The sequence below is a fragment of the Paraburkholderia sp. DHOC27 genome, from assembly GCF_003429005.1.
Classification (GTDB): domain Bacteria; phylum Pseudomonadota; class Gammaproteobacteria; order Burkholderiales; family Burkholderiaceae; genus Paraburkholderia.
The window spans coordinates 558,342-580,843 of sequence record NZ_QVQV01000002.1 but is presented as its reverse complement, the minus strand read 5'-3'; the positions used below and the strand labels follow the sequence as shown (position 1 = coordinate 580,843).

The 22,502-nt window shown below is 63.1% G+C and carries 14 protein-coding genes; 10 read left to right on the top strand and 4 right to left on the bottom strand.

The features are described from left to right. Window positions 1–137: 137 nt before the first annotated feature. The 8 genes from D0B32_RS10820 (at window position 138) to truB (ending at window position 11,840) form a co-directional block, all read left to right on the top strand. Entirely contained in the window at window positions 138–1,394 is a 1,257-nt protein-coding gene (locus D0B32_RS10820) for a pyridoxal phosphate-dependent aminotransferase (RefSeq protein WP_117334173.1), read from the top strand. Between the two features lie 355 nt (window positions 1,395–1,749). Continuing rightward, window positions 1,750–2,910, top strand: a complete 1,161-nt coding sequence (scpB, locus tag D0B32_RS10815) for an SMC-Scp complex subunit ScpB (protein WP_117333935.1) — start codon at window positions 1,750–1,752, stop codon at window positions 2,908–2,910. A gap of 61 nt (window positions 2,911–2,971) precedes the next feature. After that, window positions 2,972–4,834 carry a 23S rRNA pseudouridine(2605) synthase RluB gene (gene rluB / locus D0B32_RS10810; RefSeq protein ID WP_117333934.1) on the top strand — a complete coding sequence of 621 codons (1,863 nt, stop codon included), beginning with the start codon at window positions 2,972–2,974 and terminating at the stop codon, window positions 4,832–4,834. Window positions 4,835–5,317: 483 nt separating this feature from the next. Further along, window positions 5,318–5,776, top strand: a complete 459-nt coding sequence (rimP, locus tag D0B32_RS10800; protein ID WP_007182297.1) for a ribosome maturation factor RimP — start codon at window positions 5,318–5,320, stop codon at window positions 5,774–5,776. Further along, window positions 5,773–7,248 (top strand): transcription termination factor NusA, encoded by a 1,476-nt coding sequence (gene nusA, locus D0B32_RS10795; RefSeq protein WP_117333932.1) that lies wholly within the window; start codon window positions 5,773–5,775, stop codon window positions 7,246–7,248. The genes rimP and nusA overlap by 4 nt, the downstream gene beginning before the upstream one ends. 93 nt (window positions 7,249–7,341) lie before the next feature. Further along, complete coding sequence (infB, locus tag D0B32_RS10790; RefSeq protein WP_117333931.1) at window positions 7,342–10,263, top strand: translation initiation factor IF-2; 2,922 nt, start codon at window positions 7,342–7,344, stop codon at window positions 10,261–10,263. A gap of 173 nt (window positions 10,264–10,436) precedes the next feature. After that, window positions 10,437–10,802, top strand: a complete 366-nt coding sequence (rbfA, locus tag D0B32_RS10785; RefSeq protein WP_117333930.1) for a 30S ribosome-binding factor RbfA — start codon at window positions 10,437–10,439, stop codon at window positions 10,800–10,802. A 60-nt stretch (window positions 10,803–10,862) separates the two neighbouring features. After that, the gene (gene truB, locus D0B32_RS10780; RefSeq protein ID WP_117333929.1) at window positions 10,863–11,840 is read left to right on the top strand and encodes a tRNA pseudouridine(55) synthase TruB; all 978 of its coding nucleotides are present in this window, start codon (window positions 10,863–10,865) and stop codon (window positions 11,838–11,840) included. A gap of 122 nt (window positions 11,841–11,962) precedes the next feature. Here truB and D0B32_RS10775 read toward each other — a convergent pair whose 3' ends face one another. The 4 genes from D0B32_RS10775 to D0B32_RS10760 all read right to left on the bottom strand — a co-directional run bounded on the left by D0B32_RS10775 (window position 11,963) and on the right by D0B32_RS10760 (window position 16,993). Further along, window positions 11,963–13,525, bottom strand: a complete 1,563-nt coding sequence (locus D0B32_RS10775; RefSeq protein WP_117333928.1) for a DHA2 family efflux MFS transporter permease subunit — start codon at window positions 13,523–13,525, stop codon at window positions 11,963–11,965. A gap of 31 nt (window positions 13,526–13,556) precedes the next feature. Beyond that, window positions 13,557–14,795 carry an EmrA/EmrK family multidrug efflux transporter periplasmic adaptor subunit gene (locus D0B32_RS10770; RefSeq protein WP_117333927.1) on the bottom strand — a complete coding sequence of 413 codons (1,239 nt, stop codon included), beginning with the start codon at window positions 14,793–14,795 and terminating at the stop codon, window positions 13,557–13,559. A gap of 55 nt (window positions 14,796–14,850) precedes the next feature. Next, entirely contained in the window at window positions 14,851–16,419 is a 1,569-nt protein-coding gene (locus tag D0B32_RS10765; protein ID WP_117333926.1) for an efflux transporter outer membrane subunit, read from the bottom strand. Between the two features lie 67 nt (window positions 16,420–16,486). Continuing rightward, window positions 16,487–16,993 (bottom strand): MarR family winged helix-turn-helix transcriptional regulator, encoded by a 507-nt coding sequence (locus D0B32_RS10760; protein WP_117333925.1) that lies wholly within the window; start codon window positions 16,991–16,993, stop codon window positions 16,487–16,489. A gap of 409 nt (window positions 16,994–17,402) precedes the next feature. Between D0B32_RS10760 and typA the strand changes: the two genes are divergently transcribed. Further along, the gene (typA, locus tag D0B32_RS10755; protein ID WP_117333924.1) at window positions 17,403–19,229 is read left to right on the top strand and encodes a translational GTPase TypA; all 1,827 of its coding nucleotides are present in this window, start codon (window positions 17,403–17,405) and stop codon (window positions 19,227–19,229) included. A 401-nt stretch (window positions 19,230–19,630) separates the two neighbouring features. Further along, window positions 19,631–22,492 carry a 2-oxoglutarate dehydrogenase E1 component gene (locus D0B32_RS10750; RefSeq protein ID WP_117333923.1) on the top strand — a complete coding sequence of 954 codons (2,862 nt, stop codon included), beginning with the start codon at window positions 19,631–19,633 and terminating at the stop codon, window positions 22,490–22,492. The last annotated feature ends 10 nt before the right edge of the window (window positions 22,493–22,502 follow it).

Below are 22,502 nucleotides of genomic sequence, written 5' to 3'. Positions count from 1 at the left end.
CGAGCACCCCGCGTCGCGTCAGCCATACGGCACGCCGCGCTACACTGCCGGTCTGCCCAAAATCTCTGGCGCAATAGCGGCGCAATAGCGCCCAAGCAACGCCGAACCAACCTCGAACTACCTGCATGGACGCCCTGATGAGCGAACTGGATCTGTCGTTTCCCCTCTTGCCGAATGCGCGCGATGCCGTGCGCGCCCTGCGGCCTTCGCAGATCCGCGAAGTCGCCAACGCCGGTTTCGGCGTCGAGAATGTGCTGCCGTTCTGGTTCGGCGAGTCTGATCGCGTTACGCCGGAGTTCATCCGTACGGCGGCGAGCAGTGCGCTCGCTGCCGGCGCGACCTTCTACACACATAACCTGGGCATCGCACCGCTGCGCGCCGCGCTCGCTGCGTACGTCACGCGTCTGCACGGCGCGACCGCAGTGGAGCATGTTGCCGTGACGAGTGCAGGCGTCAACGCATTGATGCTGGCCGCGCAGCTCGTGGTGGGTGCGGGCGACCGGGTGGTGGCCGTGACGCCGCTCTGGCCCAATCTGGTCGAGATTCCGAAGATTCTCGGGGCGACGGTTGAAACCGTCGCTTTGGGCTATGGAACGCAAGGCTGGACGCTCGATCTCGACCAGCTTCTGGCGGCGCTGACGCCCGATACGCGGCTGCTGCTGATCAATTCGCCGAACAATCCGACCGGCTGGGTGATGACGCGCGAGCAGCAGCGCACCGTGCTGGAGCATTGCCGCCGTCACGGCATCTGGATCGTGGCCGACGAGGTCTACGAGCGGCTCTATTACCCGGACGGCGCAATCGGGAGTCAGCCCGCAGGTCAAATCGCAGCCCCAGCCGCCCCGCCGGGCGCCGCCGGCCAGGCGCCTTCGTTTCTGGATCTGGCTGCGCGCGACGAGCGCGTTATCTGCGTGAACTCGTTTTCCAAAGCATGGCTGATGACGGGGTGGCGGCTCGGCTGGATCGTCGCGCCCGCTGCCTTGATGGACGACCTGAGCAAGCTGGTCGAATACAACACCTCGTGCGCGCCAGCCTTCGTGCAGCAGGCGGGCATCGCGGCAGTGGAGCAGGGGGAGCCGTTCACGCGCGAACTGGTGAGTGATCTGAAGGCGTCGCGCAATCATCTAATGCAGGCGCTGTCGGCGTTGCCGGGCGTGGACGTCAAGGCGCCGCAAGGGGCGATGTACCTGTTTTTCGCGCTGCCCGGCGCGGCCAACAGCCTCGCGTTGTGCAAGTCGCTGGTGCGTGAGGTCGGACTTGGCCTGGCGCCAGGCAGCGCGTTTGGTCCCGAGGGCGAAGGATTTGTCCGCTGGTGCTACGCGTGCGATACCGCGCGGCTCGACGAAGGTATTGCGCGGCTCAAGGGATATCTGGAACGCCACGCGGCAGATTAGGCGCATTTCAAATACGCCGTATTAATTTTCAAAGCAAATGCAGCAAATACAGTCAATGCGGGGTGCGCGTCGTGCGGGTTTTGCCCGCATTTAGCATCGTCATGCCCGGGAAGCCCGAATCAGGGGGATTTCGTCTTTACGCACCGATTGTTTTTGCGTAATATGGCGTTCAGTCACGCGATTCCTTTCAGGAATATCGCTGCTCCGTCCGGCTGGGTTTGGCTCGATTGCCTGTTTCGCCTCCCCCCGGTGCGTGCTCCCATCAATATGACCGATCAGAATCGGGCGAGCGCGTCTTCAGTTCCACATCGTCTGTTTGATCCGGTTCTTTGACCACAGGGTCTGACCTAGCTGCATGAATACCCAAGAGGCGAAGATCGTCCTCGAGACTGCCTTGATCTGTGCGCAGGAGCCATTGAAGCTCGGAGAGCTGCGTAAGCTCTTTGCCGACGGCGTGTCGGCAGATACGGTTCGCACGTTGCTCGAAGACCTGAAGCAGGATTGGTCCGGGCGTGGCGTCGAGCTGGTCGGGCTGGCGTCGGGCTGGCGCTTTCAAAGCAAGCCCGCGATGCGTTCGTATCTGGATCGGCTGCATCCCGAGAAGCCGCCAAAATATTCGCGCGCCGTTCTCGAGACGCTGGCGATTATTGCGTACCGGCAACCGGTCACACGGGGCGATATCGAAGAGATTCGCGGCGTGACCGTGAATACCCAGGTCGTGAAGCAACTCGAAGACCGCGGCTGGATCGAGGTCATCGGTCATCGCGATGTGCCGGGCCGTCCCGCGTTGTACGCGACGACGCGGCAGTTTCTCGACGACCTCGGACTGAAGGCGCTGGACGAGCTGCCGCCGCTTGCGGACCCGTCGGCGCAACTCAACGCGGACCTGCTCGGTCAGCATGCCATCGAGTTTCCGGATGCGGTCGCGACTGGCAGCGAGTCTGACGGGGAAGCGGTCGGGGAAGATGATGCGTCGCCGGTGGATGGGGCAGAGGTCGGAGCCGAGGTCGGAGCAGATGCCGAGTCGCTCGCCCATGACGCGCAGCCCGAAGTCGCTGACGACGCGGCAGATTCGCAAGAAACCGCGCATGTCGATGACCCGCTGGCGGCTGCATTGAACAGCGCCCATGAAAGCGCGCAGCCCGTCGTTGGTCAGCCGGAAGCAGACCATCCGGCGAGCAGCGAAATGCCGCAAGAACATCCCGAAGCGGACGAATTTGCCCGCACCGAGCCCGCCCAGCAAGACGTAGTGGCGTCGGCGGGAACGGAAATAGCTGAACCGCATGCGCATGCCGAAGCCGCCGAAAGCGCCGCCGAGGCTGCAAAAGATCAGGATCCGGTCTCCCAGGCCGATCCGGCAACACCCGCGCACGACTCGGGCGAACTTCGCAGTACGGAGTACGCCGTCGAGCCGAACCCGACACGTGTGGAGCACGGCGATCAAGAAATCCGCCGCGATGCTGCACAGGACGCGGGCGTACTGACCGACGACGAAAACGCGTCGCGCAGCGCCTGACGTAACCGAACTTTTGCCGCGCCCGCAATGGGCGCGCGCGACCTGACATTTTGAGGTTGTTTTGACAGATACCCACGACACCGATTCGTCCGAATCCGAGCGCGCCGTGCACGCCGTGCGCGCCGACGACACGCGTACTTCGCAGACGTCGGCAGGCACCAGCGAGCGCCCGGCCGAGGCACAGGGCGCGGAAGGTGAGGAGCGTCCGCGCCGCGGCCTGCGCCGCGGGCCGCGCAGTCTGATCGCGCGGCGTCGCGCGGGGGCCAAGGCGAAGGGTGCGGAAGGCGCGCCGGAACCGGTCGTGACCGAGGCGCCGCCGGACGGCGAGGTGGTCGCGCAGGTGCGCATGCCGCGCAAGGAGCCGGGTTCGAAGGGGCAAGGTCCGCGCCGCAATGCAGGTGCTAAACAAGGTGGTCAGCGTGGCGGCCAGCAGGATGGCCAGTCGCAAGGCGGTCAGCCGCGCGAAGGCGGCCGCGGCCGGCAGAATCGTCGCGGCGAAGCGCCGGCGGCAGCGGCCACGCCGGATGCCACCCAGGACGATCTGTTTTCTTATGTGACCTCGCCCGCGTTCGACGCCGATAACAGCACCACCGGCGGCGTGCGCGCACCGATGCTGCGCCGTGGCAAGCCGGCCGCGCCAAAGCGCGTGCTGTCGCCGGACGACGACGCACCGAAGCTGCACAAGGTGCTCGCCGAAGCCGGCATGGGCTCGCGCCGCGACATGGAAGAGCTGATTATCGCCGGCCGTGTGTCGGTGAATGGCGAGCCGGCGCACATTGGCCAGCGCATCATGCCGACCGACCAGGTCCGCATCAACGGCAAGCCGGTCAAGCGCAAGCTGCAGAACAAGCCGCCACGGGTGCTGCTGTATCACAAGCCGACCGGCGAAATCGTCAGTCACGCGGACCCGGAAGGCCGTCCTTCCGTGTTCGACAAGCTGCCGCCCATGAAAACGGCCAAGTGGCTCGCCGTCGGGCGTCTGGACTTCAACACCGAAGGTCTGCTGATGCTGACCACCTCGGGCGATCTGGCCAACCGCTTCATGCATCCCCGCTACAGCGTCGAGCGTGAATACGCGGTGCGCGTGGTTGGCGAACTCGCGGAAGGCATGCGTCAAAAGCTGCTGCATGGCGTGGAACTGGAAGACGGCCCGGCCAACTTCCTGCGCATCCGTGATGGCGGCGGCGAAGGCACCAATCACTGGTATCACGTTGCGCTCGCCGAAGGACGTAACCGCGAAGTGCGCCGTATGTTCGAAGCGGCCGGCCTGATGGTGAGCCGCCTGATCCGTACGCGTCATGGTCCGATCTCGCTGCCCAAGGGGCTGAAGCGCGGCCGCTGGGAAGAGCTCGAAGACAATCAGGTGCGCAGCCTGATGGCGTCGGTCGGGCTGAAGGCGACCAGCGAAGAAAAGGGCGGCCGCAGCGCGGCGCCGGAACGCAAACAGCCGGATCCGATGCAGACGTCGATGGGCTTCATCAACCGCGAGCCGGTCTTGATGTCGCATGGCCGCTTCGATCAGCAGCCGCAACGCGGCGGCGGTCAACGGCGCGGCGCGGCCGGCGGTGGCTTTGGCGGCGGCGCAGGTTCGGGCTCCGGTTTTGGCGGCGGCTACGGACGCGGTGCTGGCCGCGGCGCCAGCGGTGGCGGTTTCGCGGGCCCCATGAGCAGCGGCGGTGGCGCGGGCATGCCGCGCGGCGGTCGTGATGTCGACGGCAACCGCGCACCTTCGGGTAACGGCAATCGTGCGGCAGGCGGCGGCAAGCGCGCAGGTGCGAACGGTGGCGCGCCGGGCAACGGCGGTGGCCGCGGCCCGGCGGGCGGCAATCGCGGTGGCAACGCCAACCGCTCGGGCGGCGGCAATGCCAATCCGGGTGCCAATCGCGGTGGCGCGGGTCCGCGTGGCCGTTCGCGCGGCCGCTAGATCGCGTCGGCGTCGATGCGCGCTTTCTGCAAACAAGCAGGGCGCGCAGCCTCGATACCCGGCCTCGCATAGCCAATCCCAGGCGCTGCAACAGGTCGTCGGGCCATGGCGAACGCGATCATGCCCCTGAATTCAGGGGCTTTCCCGGCCACGACCTTGCTTAAGGCGCCAAACGCCCCCATCTAGCGCAAAGATTCCCGTGAAATCAAGCGGAAATGCGCGTCTCGCGGCCCCCGGCGGTTTGCGTTTGTCCTGAAAAATGGCTACAATCGCAGAGTCGCTGGGCGTGCGGCTTTTTATGTGCGGCTCAGGTGCGACCACCGGCAATAAAATGATGGGCGTTTCGCCCATTTTTTTTTGCCGCTTTAGTTTGTGGTTCGGCATCTCGGGTAGCACGAACGTGCGCCAGCTTGGCGCGCGGCCCGCATTGGTTGTTTGCAAAACAGGCGGCAGGCTCGCTGCGCGAACATCTAAGAGGGCACTGTGCAACTGACGGAACTGATTGAAACCACGGTCGTGGGACTCGGCTACGAGCTCGTCGATCTCGAGCGCACCGGGCGCGGCATGTTGTGCATCTACATCGACCAGCCGGCCGGCATTGCGATCGAAGATTGCGAGAAAGTCACACGTCAGCTCCAGCACGTTCTTACGGTCGAAAATATCGATTACGAGCGGCTCGAAGTGTCGTCGCCCGGTCTCGACCGCCCGCTGAAGAAACTGGCGGATTTTGAACGCTTCGCGGGCAGCGAAGTGGTGATCACATTGAAAAAGCCATTGGACGGACGGAAATCGTACCGGGGCATCCTGCATGCTCCGCAAGGCGAAACGATCGGTCTGGAATTTGAAGGGAAGGAAGGCGCTGCGATGCTCGATTTCACGCTCGCGGACATGGATAAAGCACGCCTCGTTCCGAAAGTTGACTTTAGGAGCCGCAAACAATGAGTCGCGAAGTGTTGATGCTGGTGGATGCGCTGGCACGCGAGAAGAACGTCGACAAAGACGTGGTATTTGCCGCGCTCGAAGCGGCGCTCGCTTCGGCCTCCAAGAAACTCTTCGAAGAAGACGCGGACATCCGCGTCCAGATCGACCGTGAAAGCGGCGAGCACGAAACGTTTCGCCGTTGGAAAGTCGTGCCGGACGAAGCCGGTCTGCAAGAACCGGATCAGGAAATCCTGCTGTTCGAAGCACGCGAGCAAAAGCCCGAGATCCAGCTCGACGAGTTCATCGAAGAGCCGGTGCCGTCCATCGAATTTGGCCGTATCGGCGCGCAGGCCGCCAAGCAGGTGATCCTGCAGAAGGTGCGCGACGCAGAGCGCGAGCAGATCCTCAACGATTTCCTCGAGCGCGGCGAAAACATCATGACCGGTACGGTCAAGCGCCTCGACAAGGGCAATTTCATCGTCGAATCGGGCCGTGTCGAAGCGCTGCTGCGCCGTGACCAGTTGATTCCGAAGGAAAACCTGCGCGTGGGCGACCGCGTGCGTGCCTACATCGCCAAGGTCGATCGCACCGCTCGCGGTCCGCAGATCGAACTGTCGCGTACGGCGCCCGAGTTCCTGATGAAGCTGTTCGAGATGGAAGTGCCGGAAATCGAGCAGGGTCTGCTCGAAATCAAGGCTGCGGCGCGTGATCCGGGCGTGCGCGCCAAGATCGGCGTGGTGGCTTACGACAAGCGCATCGATCCGATCGGTACCTGCGTCGGCATTCGCGGTTCGCGCGTGCAGGCGGTGCGTAATGAGCTCGGTGGCGAAAACGTCGACATCGTGCTATGGTCGGAAGACCCCGCCCAGTTTGTGATCGGCGCGCTCGCGCCGGCAGCCGTGCAGTCAATCGTCGTCGATGAAGAAAAGCATTCGATGGACGTTGTCGTCGACGAGAACGAACTGGCGGTCGCAATCGGCCGTAGCGGCCAGAACGTGCGTCTTGCCAGCGAACTCACCGGCTGGCAGATCAATATCATGACGCCGGACGAATCTGCGCAAAAGCAGAATCAGGAACGCGGTGTACTGCGTGACCTGTTCATGGCGCGTCTCGATGTCGACGAAGAAGTCGCCGACATCCTGATCGACGAAGGCTTCACCAGCCTCGAAGAGATCGCTTATGTGCCGCTCAACGAGATGCTTGAAATCGAAGCGTTCGACGAAGACACCGTTCACGAACTGCGCAATCGCTCACGCGATGCGTTGTTGACGATGGCCATCGCGAATGAAGAAAAGGTCGAGAACGTAGCGCTCGACCTGAAGAGCCTGGACGGCATCGACGCCGACCTGCTCGCAAAGCTGGCAGAACACCAGATTCACACGCGTGACGAACTGGCCGAGCTGGCGGTAGACGAATTGGTCGAGATGACCGGAATGGAAGAGGATGCCGCTAAGGCGTTGATCATGAAAGCACGTGAACATTGGTTCCAGTGAGAAATGACCATGGCGCACTAAATTGAAGCGGCCGTCAGGCCGCATGACCCGATGCTAACCGCAAGGAATCGGTCCTTGCATTAAGAGGAATGAATGGCGAGTAACAACGTAGCCCAATTTGCCGCGGAACTGAAAATGCCTGCAGGCGTGCTGCTTGAGCAGCTGCAGGCGGCAGGCGTCACCAAAGCGAGCGAAGACGACACCTTGTCCGAAACGGACAAGGCGCGTCTGCTCGACCACTTGCGCAAGTCTCACGGCTCGACTGATGCGGACAAGCGCAAGATCACGCTGACGAAACGGCATACGTCGGAAATCAAGCAGTCCGACGCGACGGGTAAGGCTCGTACCATTCAGGTCGAGGTGCGCAAGAAGCGCACGTTCGTCCGCCGTGATGAGACCGGTGGCGAAGGCGGCGATGCATCGAATCATGTGGCCGAGGCCGAGAACGAGACGGACGATCTCGAACTTCAGCGTCGCGAGGAAGAAGCGCGTCACGAAGCCGAGTTGCTCGAAAAGCAGGCGCAGGAACTGAAGGCGCGTCAGGAGCAGCTGGAGCGCGAAGAAGCCGAGCGTCAGGCACGCGAACAGGCGGCCGAAGCCGAGCGTCGTCGCGCTGAAGAAGAAGCGGCGAAGAAGCGCGCTGCGGTTGCGGCTGAAGCGGCGGCGCAGAAGAAGGCCGAAGCAGCGGTGCAGGCTGAAGCGCCGGCAGCAGCGACGACCGAGCAGGACGACGAACGCGCGGCAGCCGAACGGGCCGCGCAACGCGAAGCAGCGAAGAAGGCGGAAGACGCAGCGCGTCAGGCCGCTGAGAAAACGCGTGCCGAGCAGGAAGAAGTCAGCAAGCGCCGTGCAGCCGCCGAGGCTGAAGCACGCGCGATTCGCGAGATGATGAACACGCCGCGCAAGGCCCAGGTCAAGGCGCCGGAACCGGCACCGGCCAAGCCGGCTGAACCGGCGAAGGCAGCCGAAGCCAAGGGCACGCTGCACAAGCCGGCACGTCCGGAAGGCGCAGCAGCGGCACGTCCGGCAGCGAAGAAGCCGGCAGCGGCGGCTCCGGCTGCGACGACGGCACCGTCGGCGGGCGACAAGAAGAAGCCGGGCGCGGGCAAGGGCGGCTGGCAGGACGACGCGGCCAAGCGCCGTGGCATCAAGACGCGTGGCGACACCAGCGGCGGTGTGGATCGCGGCTGGCGCGGCGGCCCCAAGGGGCGCGGCAAGCATCAGGAACAGAACACCACGTTCCAGGCGCCGACCGAACCGATCGTGCGCGAAGTACACGTGCCGGAAACCATCACCGTGGCCGATCTGGCGCACAAGATGGCCGTGAAGGCATCGGAAGTCATCAAGTCGATGATGAAGCTCGGCCAGATGGTCACGATCAACCAGATGCTGGACCAGGAAACGGCGATGATCATCGTCGAGGAACTGGGTCACCACGCGGTTGCGGCCAAGCTGGACGATCCGGAAGCGATGCTCGTCGAAGGCGAAATCTCCGACGCGGAATTGCTGCCGCGTCCGCCGGTCGTCACGGTCATGGGTCACGTCGACCACGGCAAGACCTCGCTGCTCGACTACATCCGCCGCGCCAAGGTGGCGGCAGGTGAAGCGGGCGGGATTACGCAGCACATCGGCGCGTATCACGTCGAAACGCCGCGTGGCGTCATCACGTTCCTCGACACGCCGGGTCACGAGGCCTTTACGGCCATGCGTGCCCGCGGTGCCAAGGCAACGGACATCGTGATTCTGGTGGTGGCGGCTGACGACGGCGTGATGCCGCAGACGAAGGAAGCCATCGCCCACGCGAAGGCTGGCGGCGTGCCGCTCGTCGTCGCCATCAACAAGATCGACAAGCCGGAAGCGAATCCGGAGCGCGTCAAGCAGGAACTCGTCGCGGAAGGCGTCGTGCCGGAAGAGTACGGTGGCGATTCGCCGTTCGTGCCGGTGTCGGCCAAGACTGGCTCGGGCATCGACGATCTGCTCGAAAACGTGTTGCTGCAGGCTGAAGTGCTGGAACTGAAGGCACCGGTCGAAGCACCGGCCAAGGGTCTCGTCATCGAAGCGAAGCTCGATAAGGGTAAGGGTCCGGTGGCAACGATCCTGGTGCAGTCGGGTACGTTGAACCGTGGTGACGTCGTGCTGGCCGGTAGCGCCTATGGCCGCGTGCGCGCCATGCTCGACGAAACCGGCAAGCCGACCAAGTCGGCGGGTCCGTCGATCCCGGTGGAAATCCAGGGTCTGTCGGAAGTGCCGCAGGCGGGCGAAGAAGTCATCGTCATGCCGGACGACCGCAAGGCGCGTGAAGTCGCGCTGTTCCGTCAAGGCAAGTTCCGCGACGTCAAGCTGGCCAAGCAACAGGCCGCGAAGCTCGAGAACATGCTGGAACAGATGGGCGAAGGCGAAGTGCAGTACCTGCCGCTCATCGTCAAGGCCGACGTGCAAGGTTCGCAGGAAGCGCTGGTGCAGTCGCTGCAAAAGCTTTCCACGGACGAAGTGCGCGTGCAGATCGTGCACGGCGCAGTGGGTGGCATCAGCGAAAACGACGTCAACCTGGCCACGGCTTCGAAGGCCGTCATCATCGGCTTCAACACCCGTGCGGACGCACAGGCGCGCAAGCTGGCGGAAGCCAACGGTATCGACATTCGCTACTACAACATCATCTATGACGCTGTGGATGAAGTGAAGGCCGCGATGTCGGGCATGCTGGCACCGGAGAAGCGCGAGATCGTCACCGGTATGGTCGAAGTGCGTCAGGTCTTCAAGGTGCCGAAGGTCGGCGCGGTGGCCGGTTGTATGGTCACGGACGGCTTCGTCAAGCGCTCGTCGTCGGTGCGCGTGCTGCGCAACAACGTCGTGATCCACACGGGCGAGCTCGATTCGCTCAAGCGCTTCAAGGACGACGTCAAGGAAGTGCGTCAGGGCTTCGAGTGCGGTATGTCGATCAAGAACTTCAACGACATCATCGAAGGCGACCAGTTCGAAGTCTTCGAAGTCACGGAAGTCGCGCGTACGCTGTAATTCAGGCGCAACGCTGAAGGGGCGGGGCGGGCGCTTGGCGCCTTGCTCCGCCCCTTGTTTTTGTGCCTGCCGCGCATGCATGTGTGTGCGCATGGCGGGCCCCGTGTCCCTGCACTTGAACCGCCCGGACGCGAACCTCATTGCTATCCGCCAGAGCGGATTACGGATTCACCATGCCCAAGAAACGTTCTTCCCCTAACCGCAACGTGCAGATCGCCGATCAGATCCAGCGCGATCTGTCCGAGCTGCTGCGCGAAATCAAAGACCCGCGTATCGGCATCGTGACGATCCAGAGCGTCGAGCTGACGCCGGATTACGCACACGCCAAGGTGTATTTCACGACGCTGACGGGCGACCCGCAGCAGACGCTCGAAGCGCTGACGCACGCCGCGGGTCATCTGCACAATCAGCTGTTCCGGCGCCTGCATATCCATACGGTGCCGACGCTGCATTTCCATTACGACAAGACCATCGAACGGGCCGTCGAAATGTCGCGCCTGATCGACGAGGCGAACGCGAGCCGCGCAAAAGACGATTGATCGCGGTCGATCGCACGCGGCTTTTGCCTCATCGGGTTTTCGTTCGCTGACTGTTCTCACATGACTGCATCCTCACGAGTAGATTCAAGCGCGGCTGAGTCGGCCAACAAGCGGCCCAAAGTGCCGCGCCGCGCGCTCGACGGCGTTCTGTTGCTCGACAAGCCCATTGGCCTGTCGAGCAATGACGCGTTGATTCGCGCCAAGCGTCTCTATCTGGCGAAAAAGGCGGGGCATACCGGCACGCTCGATCCGCTCGCCTCGGGTCTGTTGCCGCTTTGCTTCGGCGAGGCGACGAAGTTCTCGCAAGACCTGCTCGAAGCGGACAAGACGTATGAAGCAACCATGCGCCTCGGCATTCGCACCACCACCGGTGATGCGGAAGGCGAAGCCGTCGAGACGCGTGACGTGACCTGCGATCAGGCGGCGGTGCTTGCCGCGCTGACCCGCTTTCGCGGCGAGATCGTCCAGGTGCCGCCCATGTACTCGGCGCTCAAGCGCGACGGCAAGCCGCTATACGAATACGCGCGGGCCGGTCAGGTCGTGGAGCGGGAGGGGCGTCAGGTGACGATTCACGCGCTCGAACTGCTGGCGTGTGCGCTTCCCGACGTGACGTTTCGTGTGACCTGCAGCAAGGGCACGTATGTGCGGACGCTGGCCGAGGATATCGGCGAGGCGCTCGGCTGCGGCGCGCATCTGGTGGCGCTACGGCGCACGGGCGTGGGCGCGTTGACGCTGGAGAATGCGGTGACGCTCGAGGCGCTTTCGAACGCCGCAGAAGGCGAGCGCGATGCGTGGCTGCAACCGGTGGATGCACTGCTGTCCACCTTCCCCACGGTGCAGCTCGACACGGAGGCGACGCGCCGCTTTCTGCACGGTCAACGTCTGCCATTGACGCAACTCGCCCTGAGCGACGAAGCGGCCGCTGCTGAGCGCGTGCGGGTGTATTCGAGCGACGAACGCAAGTTGCTCGGCGTGGCGAAAGTGGGCGAGGGCGTGCTCGCGCCCGAGCGCCTGGTGGTGTCGGCTGCCACGAACTGATTAGCCAAACCACGCCTGCACGGCGCGTCAGGCATCATTCGCATCGAGCGAAGACAAAAAGGGCGGTACCGCAATTTGCGGCACCGCCTTTTTCTTTGCTTCGCGCCGGGCAGCCAGCTACTTCAATGCGCCGCAGCCGCCGCTGCCCCCGCATCACCACCCGCGCGTTCCGGCTTGGTAATCCAGATCAACGCAATCAGCGCGATAAAAATCCCCGCCGAGACGTAGAACAGATCGTTCACGCCCAACTGCGCCGCCTGCTGCGTGACCATGTTGTTGAAGAGCCCATACGCCTGCGGCTGGCTAAAACCGGCCGCCCCCATTTGCTGGATCGACTGATCGAACACCGGGTTGTAGGCATTGGCCTGCGTGCTCAGACGTGCGTGATGGAGGATCGTGCGATGGTCCCACGCGGTCTGGAAGATCGACGTGCCGATACCGCCGCACATGATCCGCACGAAGTTCGACAGACCCGACGCCGCTGGAATCCGGTTGCCCGGCAAACCCGACAAGGTGATCGACACGAGCGGAATGAAGAAGCCCGCCATGCCGATGCCCTGAATCAGCGTGGGCAGCAGCAACGAAAACTCGTCGACGCCGGTCGTGTAGCGCGAGCGCATCCAGAACACCAGCGCGAACACGAGGAACGAGAGCGTCGCGATATATCGCGGATCGGTGCGCGGCAGGATCTTGCCGGTCAGCGGCGAGAGCAGCACCGCGAACAGACCCACCGGCGCCATCACGAGACCCGCGTCCGTGGCGGTGTAGCCGAGGTCCGTTTGCAGCCACAACGGCAACAGCACCAGATTGCCGAAATAAAGCCCATAGCCGATCGAAAGCGCGACCGTGCCGCCCGTGAAATTGCGCTTGCTGAAGAGCGACAGGTCGACCACCGGATGCTCCGCGGTCAGCTCCCAGACAATGAAGAACGCGAGCGCAATCACGGCGGTCAGCGCCAGCACGACGACGGTGGTGGACGAGAACCAGTCGAGGTCCTTGCCCTTGTCGAGCATGACCTGCAACGAGCCGACCCAGATGATCAGCAGTGCGAGCCCCACACCGTCGATAGGCGCCTTGCGGATCACCGAATCGCGATTGCGGAAGATCGTCCACGTCGCAATGGCGGCCACGGTGCCGACCGGAATGTTGACGTAGAAGATCCACGGCCACGAGATGTTGTCTGAAATCCAGCCGCCGAGAATTGGCCCTGCCACGGGGGCGACCAGGGTCGTCATGGCCCACATGGAGAGCGCCATGGGCGCCTTCGCACGTGGGTAACTGGCGAGCAGCAGCGTTTGCGAAAGCGGGATCATCGGACCGGCCACCGCGCCTTGTAGCACGCGCGAGGCGAGCAGGAAGGGCAGCGTGGGCGCAAGCCCGCACATCCACGACGAGATCACGAACAACACGATCGACGCCATGAAGAGCCGCACCTGGCCGATACGGTCCGTGAGCCAGCCGGTCAGCGGCACGGAGATCGCGTTCGCCACCGCGAACGAGGTGATGACCCAGGTGCCCTGATCGGATGAAACGCCGAGGTCACCGGAGATGGACGGAATCGACACGTTCGCAATCGACGTGTCGAGCACATTCATGAACACGGCGAGCGACACCGCAATGGTGCCGATCACCAGTTGCGCACCCTCCAGCGGCGGATGAGGGACTTGCGCTTGAGGCTGAGCCATTGATTAACAACCTTTCCTGAACTGGACGTCCTTACATGGCCTTGGCGGCCGGCTTGCTGCCGCGGTCGGCGGACTTTTGCGTGCCGCCGCTCGTCTTGTCGGCATTCGGGCCGGCATTCTGGGCGATGATGCGGGCGATTTCGGCGTCGGCTTCGTCGCCGTACTTGTCGAACACGCTGGTCTGATAGACCGTGTTCTTGGCGTCACCGAGTTGACCGCCGTTTTCGTCCTTGATGCTCACGTCGACGTCCATCGACAGGCCGATCCGCAACGGATGCTTTTCGAGTTCGTTCGGATCGAGTTCGATACGCACCGGCAGGCGCTGCACCACCTTGATCCAGTTACCCGTGGCGTTCTGCGCCGGCAGCAGCGAGAAAGCCGAGCCCGTACCTGCCGAGAAGCCCACCACCTTGCCGTGGAAGATCACCGACGAACCGTACACGTCAGCCGTCAGCTCGACCGGCTGGCCGATGCGCATGTGCTTCAGCTGCACTTCCTTGAAGTTCGCGTCGACCCACACGCCATTCAGCGGCACGATCGCCATCAGCGGATTGCCCGGCGAGACGCGCTGGCCGACCTGCACCGAGCGCTTCGCGACATAACCCGTGACCGGCGCGGGCAGCGTGTTGCGGGCGTTCGCCAGATACGCGTCGCGCACCTTGGCGGCAGCCGCTTCCACATTCGGGTGATCCGCGATCGTGGTGTTGGAGGTCAAGGCGCGGTTCGAGGCCAGTTGCTGCTTCGCGGCGTCGAGTGCGGCCTGGGCGCTCTTCACGGCGTCGCGGGCGTGCGAGATTTCTTCCTGCGAGACGGCGCCGGTCTGCGCGACCATCATGCGGCGGCGCAGGTCGTCCTGGGCGCGTGACAGATCGGCCTCGCGCACTTCGACTTGTGCCTGGTACTGGTTGTCATCCGCGAACAGGCCGCGCACCTGGCGCACCACCTGGCCGAGATTCGCTTCCGACTGTTGCAGCGCGACGCGGGCGTCGGCCGGATCGAGTACGACGACCGGGTCGCCGGCCTTGACTGTCTGGGTGTCGTCGGCGTTGACGGCGATCACGGTGCCAGTGACCTGCGGTGTGATCTGCACCACGTTGCCGTTCACGTATGCGTCGTCAGTGGACTCGTGGAAGCGGGCCACGAGGAAGTAGTACAGCCCGTACGCGATCGCGGCAATCAGGATCACGATGACGAGCAGCGCCATCATGCGCTTGCGTTTGCTGTTGTTCGCCGGTTGCGCGGGGGCAGGGGGTTGCTGGGGGGTGCTCATTGATATGCTCCGTATTCTTTCAATCTGCGTCGTTTATCTGGGCGGGCATTCAGCTTCAGTTCGCTGCCGCGGCGGCTTGTGTGTTCGGCGTGGTCGCTGGCGTCGCTGGGGCCGATACGGCCGAGGTGGCCGTTGCATCGGATGCGGCGGCCGGGGCATCGGTGGGTACGATCAGACCGGTCTGGGTCGCATCGAAACCGCCGCCCAGCGCCTTGATGAGGCCGATCTGCATGTCGCGGCGGCGCATCGTCAGGTTGGTCACCGTCTGCTCGGCGGCGAGGCGGTTCTGGTCGGCGTTCAGCACCTGCAACTGCTCCGACAGACCCGCCTTGTAGCGGATCACCGCGAGCTGGTACGCCTTGGTCGAGGCGTCGAGCGCGCGCTGCGCATCGCCGGACTGCTGGTCGATCGAGCGGATCGTCGAGATCTGCGTGGCGACGTCCGAGAGCGCGTTGATCAGCGTCTGGTTGTAGTTGGCCACGTCGAGGTCGAAGTCGGCGTAGCGGCCCTTCAACTGCGAGCGCAACGCACCGGCGTCGAAGATCGGCAGGTGAATGGCCGGTCCCAACTGCATGTTGCGGCTCGACGCTGTCAGGAATTTGCCCCAGCCGAAGGCATCGAAACCGAACCCGGCCGAGAGATTCACGTCCGGGAAGAATTCCGCCTTGGCTTCCTTCACGTCGTGCATCTCGGCTTCGACCTGCCAGCGCGCGGCGACCACATCGGGACGGCGCGACACCAGATCGGCCGGCACGTTATCCGGCAGCACTACGGCGTTGCCGGCGGTCAACACCGGCTTCGCGATCTGCAGGCCGCGATCGGGGCCCTTGCCAAGCAGGGCGCCCAGTTGATAGCGCACCACGGTGATCTGGCCGTCCAGATCGCTCAGGTTGGTCTGGCTGGTGGCAATGTTGCCGTTGGCGGTCTGCCGCTCGACGTTGGTATCGAGACCGGCCAGCACGCGGCCATTGGTAATCCGGCCAATGTCCTGGCGGTTGGCGATTTCGCGCGCTGCGATGTCGCGCAGTGCGTAGAGCTGGGCAAGCTGGTTGTACGTACTCCCCACGGAAGCGGCGAGCGTCACGCGCGCCTGCTGCACATCGGCTTCAGCGGCTTTCTCCTGCGAGACCGCCTGGCCGAGGCGCTGGCGGTTCTTGCCCCACAGATCCAGGTCCCAGGAGGCGCTCGCCAGCACGTTGTTCTCGCTGTACCAGGTGCCGCCATAGGGCGGCGGGTAGATCGAGTTGGCGGAGAAAATCTCGCGGTTCCACGAGTAGCTGCCGTTGACCTTCGGATAGAGCGCCGAGCGCGTGCTTTCGATATACGACGACGCCTTGGCGAGCCGCGCCTGTGCCTGGGCGATCGACGGGTTGCCATCCAGCGCTTCCGCGATCAGTTGCGGCAACTGCGGGTCGCCGAACTGGTTGGCCCAGTCGAGCGACGGCCACTGGCCGCCCTGAGAGGGCATGCTCTGGCTGGATTCGTACTGGGTCGGCGCCGACATCTGCTTGTCGCTTTTGATACCGATGTAGTTCGCGCACCCCGTGAGGGCTAGCGCCGCCACCGCTGCGGTGACAGCGGCCCGGCACGACACCCTGGGCGCCGACAGAGAAAGAGATTTCATCGCTCGACTCTATGAAGGTCAATATTTGTAATGGTGGACAGCGCAACGAGATAAAGGCAGCCGGGCGTCAGGAATTGCTTGCTACGTCACGGGTTATGCCGGATAGATCGCAGCCGCTATTGATCAGGACTCGCCGCAGCATGCTCTTCAGGAAGCCGACTTCCTCGGCGGTGAAGCCGGCAAGGAGGTTGTCCACCACGCCGTTGAAAATGGCCGGCATGCGGGCGGCAATGCTCTGGCCTTCGGGGGTGAGGGCGAGGCGCACGACGCGGCGGTCTTCGCTGCTGCGCACCCGGGTCAGCAGCCCGCGTTTCTCGAGCCGGTCCACGAGACGTGTGACCGCGCTTGCGTCGATGCCGTACTCGCGGGCCAGTTCCGCTGCCAGCAGGCACTTGCCGCTCGCCACCATGAACAGGATGCTGGCCTGCTGACTGGTGATGCCCACCTCGGTCATGGTGCGCTGGGTAATCTCATTCGCCATCGTCGATCTGACGCGGGAAATCAGATAGCCGACGCTCTCGCCGAGCTGGTAGGCACTGATTTCGGGCGGCGGCGATTGTGTCTGATCCGTCATGATTCTTGTGCGACTGCAATGGTTGACTATGCAGGATTATAGTGGTTGCTTACTTGACGCGGCAAGCGTTATTGCAAGACAGGAAAGGCACTTTCTCGGAGCGACGCGGTAATTGGATTGCCCGTCAGGGCCTTGCGGGCGCTGTTGAAGCGGTACGGCGCGCGGGAATTCTGTCAGCTCTTCGCGAAAGGCGATGTAAGCCAATGAGATACCGAAAGTCGGGGAAATGGAAGTGCGGTGGAGGTTGCTGCGAGCGCAAAAGCGACGCCAAAAGGCGCTGCACTAAGGGAAAACCAGAGAACTTAACGTTCACGTGCTATAATTTTGGGTTCCCAAAAGTGCGCTTTGGGCTTTGTTAGCTTTTGTACACAATGCTGCTGCAGGCGCACTCAACTGTCTCCAGGTTCCTATGACCCGCGCCCTACGCAACATTGCCATTATTGCTCACGTCGACCACGGCAAGACCACGCTCGTCGACCAGCTCCTCCGCCAGACCGCCACGTTCCGCGACAACCAGCAGGTTGCCGAGCGCGTGATGGACTCGAACGACATCGAAAAGGAACGTGGCATCACGATCCTCTCGAAGAACTGCGCGGTCGAGTACGAAGGCACCCACATCAACATCGTCGACACGCCGGGCCACGCCGACTTCGGCGGTGAGGTGGAGCGCGTGCTGTCGATGGTCGACTCGGTGCTGCTGCTGGTGGACGCCGTGGAAGGCCCGATGCCGCAAACGCGCTTCGTGACCAAGAAGGCGCTGGCGCTCGGCCTCAAGCCGATCGTGGTGATCAACAAGGTGGACCGTCCGGGCGCGCGTATCGACTGGGTGATCAACCAGACCTTCGACCTGTTCGACAAGCTGGGCGCAACCGACGAGCAGCTCGATTTCCCGATCGTCTACGCTTCGGGTCTCAATGGCTATGCAGGCCTGACGCCGGACGTGCGCGAAGGCGATATGCGTCCGCTGTTCGAAGCCGTGCTGGAACACGTGCCGGTCCGCCCGGCAGATCCGGAAGCACCGCTGCAGCTGCAGATCACCTCGCTGGATTATTCGTCGTACGTGGGCCGTATCGGCGTGGGCCGCATCACGCGTGGCCGCATCAAGCCGGGCATGGCTGTCGCCGTGCGCTCGGGTCCCGACGGCGCGATCCTGAACCGCAAGATCAATCAGGTGCTGTCGTTCAAGGGCCTCGAACGCGTTCAGGTGGATTCCGCTGAAGCCGGCGACATCGTGCTGATCAACGGTATCGAGGAAATCGGCATTGGCGTGACCATCTGCGCACCGGAACAACCGGACGCGTTGCCCATGATCACGGTGGACGAGCCGACCCTCACGATGAACTTCCTCGTGAATTCGTCGCCGCTCGCCGGCCGTGAAGGCAAGTTCGTGACGAGCCGTCAGATCCGCGACCGCCTGTTCAAGGAACTGAACCACAATGTGGCGTTGCGCGTGAAGGAAACCGGCGACGAAACCACCTTCGAAGTGGCAGGCCGCGGCGAACTGCACCTGACCATTCTGGTGGAAAACATGCGTCGCGAAGGCTACGAGCTGGCCGTGTCGCGTCCGCGCGTGGTGATGCAGGAAGTGGACGGCGTGAAGCACGAGCCGTATGAAAACCTGACGGTCGACATGGAAGACGGCCATCAGGGTGGCGTGATGGAAGAACTCGGTCGCCGCAAGGGCGAAATGCTCGACATGGCATCGGACGGCCGTGGCCGTACGCGTCTCGAGTATCGTATTTCGGCGCGTGGCCTGATCGGCTTCCAGTCGGAATTCCTTACGCTCACGCGCGGCACGGGCCTGATGAGCCACACGTTCGACTCGTATCAGCCGGTCAAGGAAGGCGCGGTGGGCGAGCGTCGCAACGGCGTGCTGATTTCGCAGGACGACGGCGCGGCCGTGGCCTACGCACTGTGGAAGCTGCAGGATCGCGGCCGTATGTTCGTGTCGCCGGGCGAGCCGCTGTATGAAGGCATGATCATCGGCATTCACAGCCGCGACAACGACCTCGTCGTGAACCCGATCAAGGGCAAACAGCTCACCAACGTGCGTTCGTCGGGTACTGACGAAGCCGTGCGTCTCGTGCCGCCTATCCAGATGTCGCTGGAATACGCCGTCGAATTCATCGACGACGACGAACTGGTCGAGGTCACGCCGCAATCCATCCGTCTGCGCAAGCGCTATCTGAAGGAACACGAGCGTCGCAGCGCGAGCCGCAAGGGCGCGGTGGATTAAGGTCCACGCTTACGCGGTAGCCCATGCGGTCCAAAGCTGATTTAAAGCGGCTTTAACGCAAGGTCACGCGTAAATGACGCAATGCGTGATGCAGTGCAAAAGCCACCTCCGGGTGGCTTTTGCCGTTTCTGGCCCAAACTGATTGTTGTGAGTACTTGCCATTCCTCGCAGCACACTATTGTGAGACTCAAAAAGGTGCGCAAAAGCCCGCCGGTAAAGGGTTCGCGGCGCTATGTCAGCTATCTGGACTATTCGTTCTGTGCTATGCTTGCGCGGATGCAAGTTAAGGTCCTTCCAAGCAAGACTTGATTCGCGCAATCCGCCAAACGGTCAGGCCGTGTCGCGGAAGGTTTCGGTAACCCGCTATTTCTCGAGAAACTCGAAGAAAGGTGAGCGTAAAAATGATGAAGCAATTCCAGTCGAACTCCTATCTGTTCGGCGGCAATGCTCCGTACGTTGAAGAAATGTACGAAGCGTATCTCGACAATCCGGCGTCAGTGCCCGAGAACTGGCGTGTGTATTTCGACGCGTTGCAGAACGTTCCTGCATCGGATGGCAGCAATGCCAACGACGTGGCCCACGGCCCGATCGTCGAATCATTTGCTCAACGGGCCAAGGCCAACGCCTTCATCCCGCGCACTGCCGCTGGCGGCGAAGATCTCGCCACCGCTCGCAAGCAGGTCTACGTGCAGTCCCTCATCGGCGCGTATCGCTTCCTCGGCTCGCAATGGGCCAATCTCGATCCCCTGAAGCGCCGCGAACGTCCCGCTATCCCCGAACTCGAACCTGCGTTCTACGACTTCACTGAAGCCGACATGGACCAGACGTTCAACACGAACAACCTGTACTTCGGTTTCGAACAGGCTTCGTTGCGGGATATCGTCAAGGCGTTGCGCGACACGTATTGCGGCACGATCGGCGCCGAGTACATGTACCTCAGCGATCCGGAACAGAAGCGCTGGTGGAAAGAGAAGCTCGAATCGATCCGTTCCACGCCGAACTTCTCGAACGACAAGAAGAAGCACATCCTGAACCGCCTGACGGCCGCTGAAGGCCTCGAGCGTTTCCTGCATACCAAGTACGTCGGCCAGAAGCGCTTCTCGCTGGAAGGCGGCGAGAGCTTCATCGCCTCGATGGACGAAGTCGTGCGTCACGGCGGTGCCCGCGGCGTGCAGGAAATCGTCATCGGCATGGCTCACCGTGGCCGTCTGAACGTGCTGGTCAATACGCTCGGCAAGATGCCGGCTGACCTGTTCGCCGAGTTCGAAGGCAAGCACGTCGACGATCTGCCGGCTGGCGACGTGAAATACCACAAGGGCTTCTCGTCGGACGTTTCGACCGAAGGCGGCCCGGTGCACCTGTCGCTCGCGTTCAACCCGTCGCACCTCGAAATCGTCAACCCGGTGGTCGAAGGCTCGGCCAAGGCTCGCATGGACCGTCGCGGCGACGACAGCGGTCTGCAGGTGCTGCCGGTGCAGATCCACGGCGACGCGGCCTTCGCTGGCCAGGGCGTCGTGATGGAAACGCTGAACCTCGCGCAAACGCGCGGTTACGGCACACACGGCACGCTGCACATCGTCATCAACAACCAGATCGGCTTCACCACGTCGGACCCGCGCGACTCGCGCTCGACGCTGTACTGCTCGGACGTCGTCAAGATGATCGAAGCACCGGTGCTGCACGTGAACGGCGACGATCCCGAAGCCGTGGTGCTGGCTACGCAGATCGCCATCGACTTCCGCATGCAGTTCCACAAGGACGTCGTGGTCGACATCGTCTGCTTCCGCAAGCTGGGCCACAACGAGCAGGACACGCCGGCGGTCACGCAGCCGCTGATGTACAAGACGATTGCCAAGCATCCGGGCACGCGCGCGCTGTACGCTGAAAAGCTGGTGCAGCAAGGCGTGATCACCGCGGAAGAAGGCGACGAATTCGTCAAGGCCTACCGCAAGGCGATGGACGAAGGCCATCACACCGTCGACCCGGTGCTCTCGAACTACAAGAGCAAGTACGCAGTGGACTGGGTGCCGTTCCTGAACCGCAAGTGGACCGACGCGGCTGATACGGCCGTGCCGCTCGCCGAACTCAAGCGCCTCGCCGAACGCATCACCACGATCCCGGAAAACTTCAAGGTGCACCCGCTCGTCGAGCGCGTCATCAACGACCGCCGTGCCATGGGCCGTGGTGAAGCGAAGCTCGACTGGGGCATGGGCGAACATCTGGCGTTCGCGTCGCTGGTCGCTTCCGGCTACGCCGTGCGCCTGACCGGTCAGGACTCGGGCCGCGGCACGTTCACGCACCGTCACGCGGTGCTGCACGACCAGAACCGCGAGCGCTGGAACGACGGCACGTACGTGCCGCTGCAGAACATCGCCGAAGGTCAGGCGAAGTTCTCGGTGATCGACTCGGTGCTGTCGGAAGAAGCCGTGCTTGGCTTCGAATACGGTTACTCGACCGCTGAGCCGAACACGTTCGTCGCGTGGGAAGCGCAGTTCGGCGACTTCGTGAACGGCGCGCAGGTCGTGATCGACCAGTTCATCTCGTCGGGCGAAGTGAAGTGGGGCCGCGTGTCGGGTCTCACGATGCTGCTGCCGCACGGCTACGAAGGTCAGGGTCCGGAGCACTCGTCGGCGCGTATCGAGCGTTTCCTGCAACTGTGCGCAGACCACAACATGCAGGTCGTTCAGCCCACCACGCCGGCACAGATGTTCCACCTGCTGCGCCGTCAGATGATCCGCCTGTTCCGCAAGCCGCTCATCGTCTTCACGCCGAAGTCGCTGCTGCGTCACAAGGAAGCCGTGTCGGACCTGTCCGAACTGGCGAAGGGCGCGTTCCAGCCGATCCTCGGCGAAGTGGACGAAGCCATCGAAGCGAAGAAGGTCAAGCGCGTGATCGCCTGCTCGGGCCGCGTGTATTACGACCTGGTGGCCCATCGCCGCGAAGCGAAGGCCAACGACGTCGCGATCATCCGTATCGAACAGCTCTATCCGTTCGCGCACAAGCAGTTCGAAGCGGAAATGAAGAAGTACGACAATGCCACCGAAGTGGTGTGGGTGCAGGACGAGCCGCAGAATCAAGGCCCGTGGTTCTACATCGAGCACCACCTGAAGGACGGCATGAAGGATGGACAGAAGCTGGCATACAGCGGCCGTCCGGCCTCGGCATCGCCTGCAGTCGGCTACTACGCGAAGCATTACGAACAGCAGAAGGCGCTGGTCGAAGGTGCGTTCGGCCGTCTGAAGAGCTCGTCGATCGCCAAATAACCACAACAAG